The 12,020-nt window shown below is 52.1% G+C and carries 13 protein-coding genes and 1 pseudogene; 10 read left to right on the forward strand and 4 right to left on the reverse strand.

The genetic code is table 11. From position 1 onward, the window contains the following. Positions 1–38 precede the first annotated feature (38 nt). The 3 genes from AXF19_RS09540 to AXF19_RS09550 all read left to right on the forward strand — a co-directional run bounded on the left by AXF19_RS09540 (position 39) and on the right by AXF19_RS09550 (position 3,821). Entirely contained in the window at positions 39–1,658 is a 1,620-nt protein-coding gene (locus tag AXF19_RS09540) for a glycosyltransferase (RefSeq protein WP_066848141.1), read from the forward strand. Between the two features lie 63 nt (positions 1,659–1,721). Further along, positions 1,722–2,675: a CatB-related O-acetyltransferase gene (locus AXF19_RS15805; protein ID WP_066848143.1), complete on the forward strand. Its 954-nt coding sequence runs from the start codon at positions 1,722–1,724 to the stop codon at positions 2,673–2,675. A 42-nt stretch (positions 2,676–2,717) separates the two neighbouring features. After that, positions 2,718–3,821, forward strand: coding sequence for a DegT/DnrJ/EryC1/StrS family aminotransferase (locus AXF19_RS09550; protein WP_066848151.1), 1,104 nt, complete (start codon positions 2,718–2,720; stop codon positions 3,819–3,821). A gap of 2 nt (positions 3,822–3,823) precedes the next feature. Here the strand turns inward: AXF19_RS09550 and AXF19_RS15435 are convergent. The 3 genes and pseudogenes from AXF19_RS15435 to AXF19_RS09560 form a co-directional block, all read right to left on the reverse strand. Then, positions 3,824–3,931, reverse strand: a pseudogene (locus tag AXF19_RS15435) (secretion protein HlyD); the annotation flags it as partial. Between the two features lie 262 nt (positions 3,932–4,193). After that, positions 4,194–4,427, reverse strand: coding sequence for a hypothetical protein (locus AXF19_RS09555; RefSeq protein WP_066848154.1), 234 nt, complete (start codon positions 4,425–4,427; stop codon positions 4,194–4,196). 115 nt (positions 4,428–4,542) lie between these two features. Then, positions 4,543–5,901, reverse strand: a complete 1,359-nt coding sequence (locus AXF19_RS09560; protein WP_157092533.1) for a sensor histidine kinase — start codon at positions 5,899–5,901, stop codon at positions 4,543–4,545. Between the two features lie 108 nt (positions 5,902–6,009). Here AXF19_RS09560 and AXF19_RS09565 point away from each other — a divergent pair, with 108 nt between their 5' ends. The 5 genes from AXF19_RS09565 (at position 6,010) to AXF19_RS09585 (ending at position 10,009) form a co-directional block, all read left to right on the forward strand. Beyond that, the gene (locus AXF19_RS09565) at positions 6,010–6,741 is read left to right on the forward strand and encodes a LytR/AlgR family response regulator transcription factor (protein WP_066848158.1); all 732 of its coding nucleotides are present in this window, start codon (positions 6,010–6,012) and stop codon (positions 6,739–6,741) included. A 212-nt stretch (positions 6,742–6,953) separates the two neighbouring features. Beyond that, a complete protein-coding gene (locus AXF19_RS09570; RefSeq protein ID WP_237141566.1) occupies positions 6,954–7,616 on the forward strand; it encodes a DUF5105 domain-containing protein in 663 nt (220 codons plus the stop codon). A 92-nt stretch (positions 7,617–7,708) separates the two neighbouring features. Then, positions 7,709–8,098: a DUF4870 domain-containing protein gene (locus AXF19_RS09575; protein WP_066848159.1), complete on the forward strand. Its 390-nt coding sequence runs from the start codon at positions 7,709–7,711 to the stop codon at positions 8,096–8,098. Between the two features lie 91 nt (positions 8,099–8,189). Further along, positions 8,190–8,432, forward strand: coding sequence for a phospho-N-acetylmuramoyl-pentapeptide-transferase (locus tag AXF19_RS09580; RefSeq protein WP_066848161.1), 243 nt, complete (start codon positions 8,190–8,192; stop codon positions 8,430–8,432). A 272-nt stretch (positions 8,433–8,704) separates the two neighbouring features. Then, a complete protein-coding gene (locus tag AXF19_RS09585) occupies positions 8,705–10,009 on the forward strand; it encodes a hypothetical protein (protein ID WP_066848164.1) in 1,305 nt (434 codons plus the stop codon). A 356-nt stretch (positions 10,010–10,365) separates the two neighbouring features. Here the strand turns inward: AXF19_RS09585 and AXF19_RS16030 are convergent, their stop codons facing one another. Then, on the reverse strand, positions 10,366–10,983 hold the full coding sequence (locus AXF19_RS16030; protein WP_442983846.1) for an IS110 family transposase: 618 nt from the start codon (positions 10,981–10,983) through the stop codon (positions 10,366–10,368). Between AXF19_RS16030 and AXF19_RS09595 the strand changes: the two genes are divergently transcribed. Both AXF19_RS09595 and AXF19_RS09600 read left to right on the forward strand, forming a co-directional pair. After that, positions 10,864–11,481 carry a hypothetical protein gene (locus AXF19_RS09595; RefSeq protein WP_066848168.1) on the forward strand — a complete coding sequence of 206 codons (618 nt, stop codon included), beginning with the start codon at positions 10,864–10,866 and terminating at the stop codon, positions 11,479–11,481. The two genes, AXF19_RS16030 and AXF19_RS09595, sit on opposite strands and share 120 nt — an antisense overlap. Positions 11,482–11,486: 5 nt before the next feature. Further along, positions 11,487–12,020, forward strand: a 534-nt coding sequence (locus AXF19_RS09600) for a hypothetical protein (RefSeq protein ID WP_172837375.1), incomplete at its 3' end; no start/stop codon positions are given.

A 12,020-nucleotide genomic window follows, 5' to 3' on the forward strand; every position in this document is an offset into this window, starting at 1 on the left:
TAGGAGCTCGAAGTGAAATGATAGGGGAGGAACCACTTATGAATGACAAGAAAATTGCCGTCATTGCGCAGTGTGAGGCGAATGGCGTCTCTGCCATACGCCCGTACCTCGATGCGATAGATGTGCCGCAGGGCTATGCGGTGGAGCTGATCGAGGTGCCCTCCGGCGGGAATGTTGCAGATACCTATCAGCGCGCGATGGAGCAAAGCGACGCGAAGTATAAGGTCTACCTGTCGCCCGGGAGTATTCTGCTCCGACTGAATTTCTTCGAGGAAATGCTCCGCATATTTACACAAGATCCCGCGATCGGTATCATTGGACTCATTGGAGCAAAGCAGCTCTCGACCTCGGGGGTGCTTGTGCAGTCGATGTTTATCAAGGGCAGACTGGTGTTTTCGGATGATACCGGTTTTTTCGGAGAGGACATTGAGGGCGACATGGAGGAGGTCATGGCGGTGAGCGGCGATCTCGTCGCTACGCAGTATGATATTCCCTGGCGCAGGGATCTTTTCCATACGGATTGTTTCTGGGCAGAGGCGCAGTGCATTGAATTTCGGCGCGTGGGCTATCGTTCGGTTGTACCTCGACAGAAAGAGGCATGGTTGCTCGCGGGTACAAAGGAAATTCAATATGATGAAGTGAGTCGAGAGGTGTTTCTCGATACGTATTCAGCGGATATCTACCCGATTGTGTCAATCATTATTCCGACGTTCGAGCGGCCGTATTACTTCCGTCTCGCGCTTGAAAGCGTGCTGGCACAGACGTACCGCAATTTGGACATCTTCATTACGGACAACTCGCATAATACGGAGACGGCGGAGATGATGCGGCGCGATTTTTCGGATGATCCGCGCATTCACTACGAGCATCATCCCTCCTACGGGGTATATGAAAATTGGGCACGCGCCCGCAGCTACAATAACCCCAATGCACCTTATGTCAACTGGCTGATGGATGATGATCTATTCATGCCGGATAAGATTGCCCTCATGATGGACGCATTCTTTGCAAACCCAGATCTCAGCATTGTCACATCGTATCGGGAGCTCATTGATGCAGATGGAAATAAGCTGCCGGATATTCCTGCAACAGAACCGATCACGCAGGAGCTTACGAAATTCAGTGGCGAGACAATCGGAGCGGATATTCTGACGTATTTGATTAATTTCGTCGGTGAGCCGACCACGGCATTGCTTAAAAAAGAGTTTTTGCTCAATGGGCATGATTTGGGCTTTTCGGGCAAAGAAGGAAAATACCTTACATCGGATTTTACCACATGGCTTCGTTTGCTCAGTCAGGGAAACATGATGTATTTCCCGACACCGCTGAGTGCATTTCGTTTTCATGACGGCAATGAGCAGGCGCAATTTAAAAGTCGAATTCGTGGTGCAATTTCATGGGCGCTGACCATTCGGGAGGCGATTGAGCGCGATGCGTATCTCCATGAGCTGCATATGCGGCGAAGCAGTATTGTGCAATGGATGAACATGACGGGGCACACTCTTCACGTTGCGACAACAATTCCGGAGGTTTGGGAGGATACGGAATTTAAGGATCTGCTATGTGTTTTTGCAGCGATGTCGGAGGCACTTCGGAAGGATTGCCGGATTGAATTTGATATTGATACCACACTCGTATTGCAGATGGATGAAGGCTGACGATCAGATGGAAGTGATATGAAAAATTCAGTGTTCTGACAAGTGTGAGATGGGGGCATTTTGATGTGCACGCAGGTATTGGTTGTTCTCGGCGGCGATCTGGACGAGGAACTCGTTCCGCTTTACAGACGTGCGGAGGAGGAGGGAACGCTTTCGATTGTCGGCTATGCAAGCTGCACGGGACAGGGGCTTTCGATTGAGGGGTCTACGGAGACGGTGAGCGTGCAGCGCGTGCTTCTCTCCTGCTCGAAGCTCTATTCGATGATCGCGTATCTCAGGCAGTACGCACCCGAGATTCCGCGTGCAGCACTGCTTGATGGGCGTATTTTTCGGATGCCGGGACTGGACGTGCCGCGCCTCTTTGCAGAAAATATCGGCTATGCGCCGCTTCAGGCGGAACTTACGGATCAGGAAGAAGACTTTGTGGACGTGACACGGGCAGAGATTCCGCGCGTCTGGTCATATGGTTCGCGTACGGTCTCTCTCGGCGCAAAGAGTTATTTTGGCGGACGCATCGAATGGGGCTACCGCGGCGGGGCGCAGGAGGTGCGCGTCGGGAACTATACGTCCTTTGGTCCGCACGTTATTCTTGAGGTTGGACTAAATAATCAGCATGACTATCGCCGCGTTACCACGTACGATCCCGGCTGTATGGATTTTGATACGGAGGATTGGTGTCCCTCTCTGGGGTATAAGAGTTGTGCGGGGGGGGTACATATCGGCTCGGATGTTTGGATCGGACGCGGCAGCCACCTGAAAGCGGCGGGTGACAGTGGTATCCTGACGATCGGGGATGGTGCTGTCATCGCAGCCGACAGTGTCGTTGTCAAGGATGTGCCTCCCTATGCCATTGTGGGCGGTAATCCCGCGCGCGTGATAAAATATCGCTTCTCGCCGCCCGTTATCGAGGCGCTTTTGCAGCTGCGTTGGTGGGAGTGGCCGATCGAAAAGATCCATGAGAATTTGAAAGAAATGAACGATCCTATCGCATTTTTGAAGAAGCATGGAATGCACTGAGGTTATCGCATACGTGCACATTGGATAGAGTGGAGGCAGGGCATGAGCATCATGGTGACGCGGTCGTCGATGCCGCCGATGGAAGAGTATATCGCAGAGATCCGGGATATCTGGCAGTCACGATGGCTGACGAATATGGGCGTCAAGCATCAGGCATTTCAGGAGGCGCTGCAGGACTATATGCAGACGGAGCACGTCGAGCTGCTCGTCAATGGTCATATGGCGCTCGAACTCACGCTGCAGGCGATGAATCTCACGGGCGAGGTCATTACGACGCCGTTCACGTTCGCCTCGACGACGCATGCCATCGTGCGCAATAATCTGATACCGATCTTTTGCGACATCAACGCAGATGACTACACGATGGATGTTGGAAAGCTCGAGGCGCTGATTACCGACCGCACCTCTGCAATCCTCCCCGTTCATGTCTACGGCAACGTCTGCGCGGTGGAGGAGATCGAGCGCATTGCGAACAAATACGGAGTGAGGGTGATCTACGATGCGGCACACACCTTTGGTGAGCAGTACAAGGGGCGTGCCGTTGCAGACTACGGCGACGCTTCCTGTCTGAGCTTTCACGCAACAAAGGTCTTCCACACCATTGAGGGCGGCGCTGTTGTCTGCCACGACGCAGAGCTTGGACAGAAGCTCTGCGATCTCAAAAATTTCGGCATTCGCGATGCGGAGTGTGTCAACGCGATAGGCTCCAATGCAAAGATGAATGAATTCTGTGCGGCAATGGGACTTTGCAATCTGCGTCATGTAGATGATGATATTGCGCAGCGGAAAGAGGTCGCGGAGCGCTATCGTGAGCGTCTGGAAGGCGTGAGCGGCGTGCAGCTGAATCCGATCCGCGCAGATGTCACGCCGAACTACGCCTATTTCCCCGTCGTGTTCCATGAAGAGGAGTTCGGCAGTACGCGCAATGAGGTGTATGATGCGCTGCAGCGTGCAGGTATTTACAGCAGAAAGTATTTCTATCCATTGACGAATACGTTTGAATGCTTCCACGGGAAGTATGATGTGGAGCAGACGCCGGTTGCGCGTCATATTGCAAATCGCGTCCTGACACTGCCGCTCTATGCGGACTTGGAGCCGGAAACGGTGGATCGCATATGTGACGTGATTATTTCTTGTAGTGCATGAAGTTAAGGAAGCACTGATAAATTCAGCACCGCTATCTTAGCGCATCTTTTTTGCCCGTACAACGCCTGCAAATCCTCCACATAGCCTTTGCTATGCGTCCGGTTTTCCTCCTAGTTCGGACGAAAAAATCTACGCCAATCTGAGGGTCTATTTTATCAGCGATTCCTTGAAATTCAAAATTGAGGGGGAGACTGACTTGAAAAGCGCCTCCGAAGGATGTATAATCCTTGTGTAAAATTTGGTTGTTCATACCCTTATTTTACGCTAGTTCTCGGTGTTTGAAAATACCGGGAACTATTTTTTTGCGCAACAAAAAAGGCTGTTGCACGAACAGACTCGTGCAACAGCCCCTTTTGGGCTGGTGGCTTAGTATTACTCGGTCCATTCCTCGTAGTAGTTGCCATCCGCATCCTCTACATGAACCGCATAGTTGCCGTCCTCGTCCGCGACTGCAACAGCGACGTTGCCGTCATCGTCTACCTCAGCATAGACGTAGTTGCCGTCCTCGTCATAGCCCTCGTACGCATCAGCAGAGGCGACACCCATCGTGCCGAGCATGAATGCACAGGAAGCCATGACTGCAAACGCCTTCATCCATTTCTTCATAAAAATCTCTCCTTTTATGCAATATGATTACCGCTGGAAACATTATTGCAAAACGGCGGGAAGATTGCAATAGATTTACAGAAAGTGATACAATCATACAGGAAAGTGATGTACTTTACAAGTCATTATCCGTATGTTCGGGAATCGGCAGATGGATCAGGATGCTGAACCAGCCGTCTTTCTGCTTGGCGTAGTATTCCGCATCGTATTTTTCTGCGAATAGGAGGACGGAGCGTATGCCGTAGCCATGTTCGGCAGATTCTTGTGCTCGTTTGGGCAGTCCGTCTGCCGAGAGTTTGACGCGATGAGAGCAGCGGTTTTCGATGGACAGGAATATGCTGCCATTGGGCGCACGCGCCCGCACGCGGATGCCGCGCAGCAGCTCCTCCTCGCTCTCCTCTGCATGTATGGCGTTCTCGAGGAGGTTGCAGAGGACAAGCGAGAGATCAATTTCGGCTGCAAACGAATTCGGCAGGTCGATCTTGACATCGATCGGGATGTTTTTTTCGCGCGCCTGTTGGACGTAGACGGAAAGCGCTGCGTCGATCATGGGATTTTCGGCAAAGTGTTCAACACGGGTGGCGTCGATCTGGTAGCTGAGACTGGATATGAGCTGCATGGCGGCCTCGTCCTCTCCGCGCGAGATGAGGTCGGCAAGCATTTTGACATTGTGTCGGAGGTCGTGCCGGACAATGGCAAGACGTGCCTGTTTGTCCTGCATGGAGCGCGTATAGGTGCCGAAGGCGTTCATACGGCGCAGGAGGGCAAGATTGCGCTCGGTCGCCGCCGCCTGCGTGAGGATGTACTCGAGTCCGCGCCACGCCGTGAGAGCGATAAATATGCCCGAGGCAAAAAAGGCAAGGCGCGGAAGGAAGTACTGGATGGCAAGTGCTTTATCACCGAGGGAGTAGTACGACTCGTGAAAGATGATGAGGAGGGGCAGCGGGGAGATGTAGTGCCAGAAGCGATCCGTACTGATGCTGGCAAACCGCAGGAAGATCTGTCGGAAGAAGGGGAGGACAATGGGAAAGACGGAGAGATAGAGAGTGAGATAGATGACAGAGTAGAGCTTAAAATGCCGGAAGAAGTCGTCACCGTCGATGATGAGAAGGGTGATGGCGACGGCAAAGGTGCTGAGTGTTCCTGCGAGGATCTGCTGTATGCCCAAAATAAAGAAATGCTGTGCGACATAGGGGCGGATGAGGATCAGATTGAGGATAAAATACGGGGTATAGCCGAAGAATAACCACATAATCTTGAAGGTTGGAAAATTGAATGGGATGATCCCGCCGTAAAAGAGGGCAAGGGAGATTGTAATCTCAAGAAAAAAGATGATGGCATAGCCCTGCAGGAGATGATTCCGTGTACGCGCATCGAGCACAGGACGAAAGGGGAGATAGCGCAGGTAGACGGATGGCAGCAGGGAAACGATGAGCAGCGAGGTCGAGATTGCGATATTGAGATAATATTCCATCACGGTGAAGCGTCCTTCCAGTTTTCATTACACTTCTTTTGTGATATTATACGATGAGATGAAAAACTCGTCAAATGTATGGGAATAATGGAGAGAAAGAGGAAGCGTATGCATATCGCTATTTTGGACGATGAGCCGGAGGTATGCACTGCAGTGCGTGTGTATCTCATGGAGATGCTTGAAAAATACTGGGCAGAGAAGGCTGTGCATGCCGAGATTGCCGTCTTTCATACGGCGGAATCCCTGCTTGCGGCGTTCGAGAACAGTTCATACGATCTCCTGCTGCTCGATATCCGCATGTCGGGGCTCGGCGGCATGGAGGCTGCGCGCCGCATCCGTAGCGTGAATGCGGACGTGGGAATTATCTTCCTCACGAGTAGCGAGGAGTATCTGATGGAAGGCTACCGCGTCTTTGCGGACGGGTATTTCCTAAAGCCTGTGGGGGTGGATGAGGAGGCGTTCCGCGCTGCACTTGCGCGCGTGTTTGCGCGTCGTGAGAAGGCGGAAAAAGCGCTCTCGATGCAGTACAATGGACGTTCGATCGAAATTGTCTTCGATAAGATCTTCTATGTCGATCTCGATGGCGGGCGGCTGCATATTGTCCTTGCGAAGCAGGGGCTGTGCTTTACACGTCCCTACACATACGAGTGGGCGTTGGAGCATCTGATGCACGACGGACGCTTCCTCGAGTGCTATCATCGCATTCTCGTCAATATGGACAAGATAGAGCGCATGGAGAAGGAGGCGTTCGTGCTCACGAACGGCGCGCAGCTGCCCATCAGTCAGCGGCGACGCAGTGCAGTGCGGGCGGACTATATGCAGTATCTGCTCAATAAATAGGAGTTATTCAGTATAGATGCAGATACTTTCAATTTATGTTCTCCAAATCCATCACTTTCATGTAAGAAATCGTCACTTTCCGCAATTCTATTGTGGAAAGTCTTTTTTTTTGTAATAATTAGGACACGGAGAGAAGCGGGGATGCATCCGGCCGATTCATGGCCGCCGCGACTTTCCGAGTAATGTGTTCATTGCAAAGGAGAAGATGGATTATGAGAAAGTTCATGGTTGCAAAGAAATTGCTCCTGCCGCTTGTCGCAATCCTCGCGACGTTCCTCATCGCGGGCTGCGGTGACGACAAGCCGAAGGAGTCGGCGGACAAGGCGGTGCTCGCCTATGCTGAGCTCTATGCGTATGCGGATACGGACAAGCTCTCAGCGACGGGCATGACAAAGGAGCAGAAGGAACAGATCAGCAATGCGCTCCGCACGGAGACGGATGATATGTTCAAGAGCATGATGCTGACCGATGACAATGCCACTGCGATTACGGATTACTACATCGCGGATCGCAAGGCGAACTTGGAGCTGAAGGCAAAGGTCAAGAAGGACGACTCCAAGAATCCCGTGGTCGAGCTGACGGCGACGCCGGTCGACTCCAAGGGCGCGAGTGAGCTGATGGACAAGAACGAGGATCTCATCGCGATGGGCGTCTACATTGGTCTGGCACAGCAGCAGGGGCTTGATGTCCGCACGGATCCCGTCTATCAGCAGGGAGCGATGAACTCGCTGCGCGCGATGATCGATGAGATTCCGTATGAGGCTGAAAAGACGCTCGATGTGACCTGCGAGCTTGTCAAGAGCGATGACGGCAAGGCACTCTACTGGGCACCGAAGGATCCGCAGGCAATCAAGAAGTTCCTCAACGGCGAGTAAGTTATAGGAATCACTGATAAAATATTTATCAGTGGGCTCGAAAATGGTGAGACTGTGAGCTTGGGAACGTAGGCATACAAGGGGGGGATTTCATGGAAGAAAGCGCGGGAGCGGATGGACGCGGCTTTACGGAATATGCGGTGGATGATGCGCCCTCGCAGACGGAGCGAATCCTTGCCGCAATCGCACAGGGCGCGTTCTTTGTCGGCGGGCTCGGTTATTTCTTCGTCCCCTTTGTCCTCTGGATCATCATGCGGAAAAAATCCATGTTTGTCGCGCAGCATGCAAAGCAGGCATGGCTTTCGCAGTTCCTTGTTCTACTCGGCTTCACACTCGCCTGTACCCTTGGTGCACTGCTGGATGATGCCGATCTCGCTGTGGCGCTGTGCTTTATCATCGGGTTTCCTTGGTTTCTCGGTGCCGTCTATGGGGTGGTCAAGGCTCTCATGGGTGAGTCTTGGCATTTTCCGGGACTCGGATGAGCATCCGCATGACATTGGGCAGGACTACCTGCCCGGAAATTATATTGATACGTTGTACATCTACAGAACAATTTTTACAGGAGTGATTGATATGGGTAAGAAGAATACGATTGTGGCGGCGATTCTTGGCTTCTTCATCTTGGGGCTGTTCTACAGCACGGGGTTGAATAAGAAGGGCGTCATCTCTGTTCTCGGACTGATGGTTGTAAGCTGGGTTGTGGCGAATTTCGTCAGTGCGGAGCTCGCTGCTATCGTCAACGTTGCCGGCGCATATCTCGGCTATCGGTGGGCGAGTGAGCACAATGCCGAGATCGATGGCGGTACGCCGGCATAAAGACTGCATAACAGCAGTGCGTACTTTACGTAGGGCTGCAGTAGGAGGAGAGATTCCATTCGTCATATTTGGCGTTTGGAATCTCTTTTTTTCATGTTGTGAAAAGTTTTTAATTTTCAGCAGGAATCCAAGGCGTTTATAGCGAATTATCAATATAATTAAAATCTCATAATCGCTAACCAAGGCTTCATGCAGGCGCGGGAAGCGATTGTTTTTTATATTGGTATACTGCAATACCTATGGAGAATCATTAGAAGGAGAACGACCACGTTATGAATTCTCAAGCAAGCGAAAAAAAGCAGTTTACATGGAAGCATTATGCTTGGCTTGCCGTCTGGTGGCTCAGCATGGGGTACGCTCTGGATGAGAAAGCGATTCTGCTGGGCATATTGATCGCTATAGCGTTTTTCTTTTTGACGACATACAAGGTCTTGGGCAAGTTGCTCATATTGATGGTTGCAGTTTTTTTCCTGACCATCATTTTCCCTCCGCTTGGCGCTGTTATTGCGGCGGCATCGCTCATATTTTTCCTGCTGCGCATAAAATTTGTCGTGGATAACTGGCGGGCACTGCTGGTTGGCATGTACGCTTATGGCGTATATCTGCTCGTTGTCCTGTTCAACAATTTCTTCTATGACCATATTGTGATACATACCGCAGGGATGATATTCCAATTTTTCTTGGATGGTTCTCCTGAGGCGGTCAGTATGATCGGTCAGGGCGGTGTAAATGTCTCGCATCAAGTGGCGGAATATGGTGCAATGGCGCTTCATATCGCTGCATATATCTTCCCTGGTGTATTGACACTGTTCTTTCATCGTATGCTTTGCTGGCTGTATCGTCATGGGTACTCTACAGACAGAGCTTTTTACGTCATGGGGCTTACACCGCTGCTGATGATGGCGTTCATTTTGCCGTTCCTGAAAATCGACATCAACGGGCATGAGCTTTTCCACGGTTCGTTTTCGGATGGGATTGATGCCTTGGATGGTGTAGACGGGATCGACGGCATCGACAGCACCGAGGACATGGGGAACACGCTGTCGTTAAAGAGCGATATAGAGCTGCCATCCAATGTGCAAGCGATGCTCGATTATGCGGATGTAGATATCGGCACAATGCTTGAGGGGCATGTGCAGACCATTTCACCCGCGATCGAGGCATCCATTGCATCCGCTGCTTCGCGGGGCGTTTTCCTGGTAGATGAGCACTTAAAGAGAACCGGAGAAGTCTTCTCACTGTCCGATGAAAACGGCTCAGTGCAGACCATCCAATATGTGTCGGATGACTACGCCGTAATCAAGGATACAGGCGGGCATCAGGTTGGCTCCATCGCATTTGACAGGCAAAATGAGTCTGAAACAGTACGGCTTGCAGACGGTTTTTCCTATACGATAGACAAAACGAATGGCATAATCGTTGATGCCGACGGCAAACTGCTGGGGTGGATCAAGGATGGCCCGAATGGGGACAAATTGTTGGTAAACGGCAAAGACGAAGTCATACGGAAATATCAGGCTGACGGTTTCATATTGAACGGTAGGGGAAACTTTGTTGGCAATGTGGCGATGGCCTGAAATTTATCATGATATTTACTCAAACTTCGCAGATAAATAATCCGCTGCAAGCCTTGAAAAATATGCCTTTCTACACAATAAAATAGCATGAGCGACATCGGCTCTATAATAAATGTTGTGGAGATACAAATTGTATCTTCGCAGCATTTTTTTGCTCGAAGAGAGGTGAGAATATGATAAAGCCTACGGAGTTTAAGGTTGAAAGTACAGCTGGTAAATAAAGGCACACGAAAACAGGTCACAGAGTGACCGAAAAATTGGTTATGAGTGTGTATCAAGCAGATTGCGGGGCAGTCACCAAATACCCCTGACGCTGCAAGATATAAATGGCTTCGTTTACAGAAACTTCGCGATTCCTAGGAGGAACATCTGCCTTGCGGTAAAGCGCGGCATTGTATTTCTCGTTCCTCATGGGAGCGGATAACACGCATCTTTCCTGCCTGATGTGTGCAGATACTGCCATCGACGGCCGCTTGAATTTCCTCGGCAGACGCTTTGAGTTTCTTGCTCAGGAAGGGGCTTACGTCAAAGGGGGCATTCGCTTCAAGCAGTTGGGTGGTAATGGCAGAGGCAGTCTTGCCGAAGACATCCGAGAACACATCATCCAATTTGATATTGGAAACTGTAAGACAGTTTTGGGCACGGTTCTTTTCCCCGGAGGAGAAACCTGTGAGTTTGGAGCGGTATCGCATCAGATCTCTAAGCTGACGGATGTCGGCGGGCGGGATAAAGCTGCCGGAGACAAGACCGTGCTTGAAAATATCGGCAATCCATTTGGCATCCTTCTTGTCTGTCTTCTTGCCACGGATGGCCTTGACATACTTGGGATGTAAAGGGAGGGCTGGTCGGGGGAAATGCTTGCCTCGGAGCGTCAGAAGATGGTGACGGATGTGGCGGCGGCGGCCGCAGGGGCGGCGATCGAGAATGAGGACTATGAACGCGCGGATGAGATTCTGTTTTGGATGCGCAATGATATGGATGCTGCTGTCTACTATAAGCTCGCCCGTGAGGGGAAGAAGAAGCGGGATGTGAGGGAGATGGATGCAGATGTGTCGCGGATTCTTTCGCTGCCTGATGTCTGGGACGGGCAGCATTTTAATCAGGCGAAGGCGCGGGAATATGTGGATGAGGTGTATGGAAAGGATGCGCTGCTGCGTCTCATTGAGGCGCGCGGGGGTGATCTCGAGCGTTCGTATGAGGATGAGCGCAAAGAGTTCCTGGACGGGGTTTTGCGTGCGGCGCAGAATGCGGGGGGCTATGGTGAGGCGATCTCTATGCTGTATGCGCAGGATCTTGATATGAGGGAGCGCAATGCGCTGGAAGGTGCGATTGCCGCCTACTATCACGTGAATAAGAATACGGGCAGGGGAGCAGGAGAAGGAAGAGGAAGAAAGAGCGACGGTCCCACCGAAAAAGAGGCGCGCGCGGCTTACAACAAGCTGCAGGTGCTCTCGATGCCAAGGAGCAGGTGAAGGATGTGCTGAAGATCGCTGTGACGGAGTCACTCGAGGAGGGGGCGCAGTCGCTCTCCGATGATCTGATTCACAATGAGATTGTTGATGCCGCAGATGGCCGTGCGGCGGATGGGGCGATCTCTCCGGGGGATATGGCGGTCAGGGCGCTGGTTCGGACGGCAGAGGCGTTTCCGGTGGGGGTGGGGTTTGGTCTGGCTGCGCCGCTCGGCTCTGCGGGGGCGGTGCTGCGGCATGCCCGCAGGCTTTCTTCGGAGCAGGCGCGTGAGGAGGCGCAGGTGCAGCATACGCTGACGGGGACGGTGATGCTGGATGGGCTGCAGCAGGTGTCCTCGTCTGCAAAGCTGAAGCAGACGGCGCCCGATGTGCAGCAGGAGATCATCCGCGCGCAGGTGCAGGGGTCTGGTTTTGAGGCGGCGTATGTGGATACGGTGGCGGCGCTGCAGTCTCCTGAGGGGGCTGAGGATCTGGAAGCGGTTGCCCGCGCGGCGGGGATTTCGGATGAGGAGCTGTCTGAGACGATTGCGCGGGAGGGGCTG

The organism is Selenomonas sp. oral taxon 126 (assembly GCF_001683335.1).
Classification (GTDB): Bacteria; Bacillota; Negativicutes; order Selenomonadales; family Selenomonadaceae; genus Centipeda.

Bases quoted from the DNA above. Each gene is read 5' to 3' on its own strand.
- AXF19_RS09540 (WP_066848141.1), top strand. From the start codon at position 39: ATGAATGACAAGAAAATTGCCGTCATTGCGCAGTGTGAGGCGAATGGC.
- AXF19_RS15805 (WP_066848143.1), top strand. From the start codon at position 1,722: ATGTGCACGCAGGTATTGGTTGTTCTCGGCGGCGATCTGGACGAGGAA.
- AXF19_RS09550 (WP_066848151.1), top strand. From the start codon at position 2,718: ATGAGCATCATGGTGACGCGGTCGTCGATGCCGCCGATGGAAGAGTAT.
- AXF19_RS09555 (WP_066848154.1), bottom strand. From the start codon at position 4,427: ATGAAGAAATGGATGAAGGCGTTTGCAGTCATGGCTTCCTGTGCATTC.
- AXF19_RS09560 (WP_157092533.1), bottom strand. From the start codon at position 5,901: ATGGAATATTATCTCAATATCGCAATCTCGACCTCGCTGCTCATCGTT.
- AXF19_RS09565 (WP_066848158.1), top strand. From the start codon at position 6,010: ATGCATATCGCTATTTTGGACGATGAGCCGGAGGTATGCACTGCAGTG.
- AXF19_RS09570 (WP_237141566.1), top strand. From the start codon at position 6,954: ATGAGAAAGTTCATGGTTGCAAAGAAATTGCTCCTGCCGCTTGTCGCA.
- AXF19_RS09575 (WP_066848159.1), top strand. From the start codon at position 7,709: ATGGAAGAAAGCGCGGGAGCGGATGGACGCGGCTTTACGGAATATGCG.
- AXF19_RS09580 (WP_066848161.1), top strand. From the start codon at position 8,190: ATGGGTAAGAAGAATACGATTGTGGCGGCGATTCTTGGCTTCTTCATC.
- AXF19_RS09585 (WP_066848164.1), top strand. From the start codon at position 8,705: ATGAATTCTCAAGCAAGCGAAAAAAAGCAGTTTACATGGAAGCATTAT.
- AXF19_RS09595 (WP_066848168.1), top strand. From the start codon at position 10,864: ATGCTTGCCTCGGAGCGTCAGAAGATGGTGACGGATGTGGCGGCGGCG.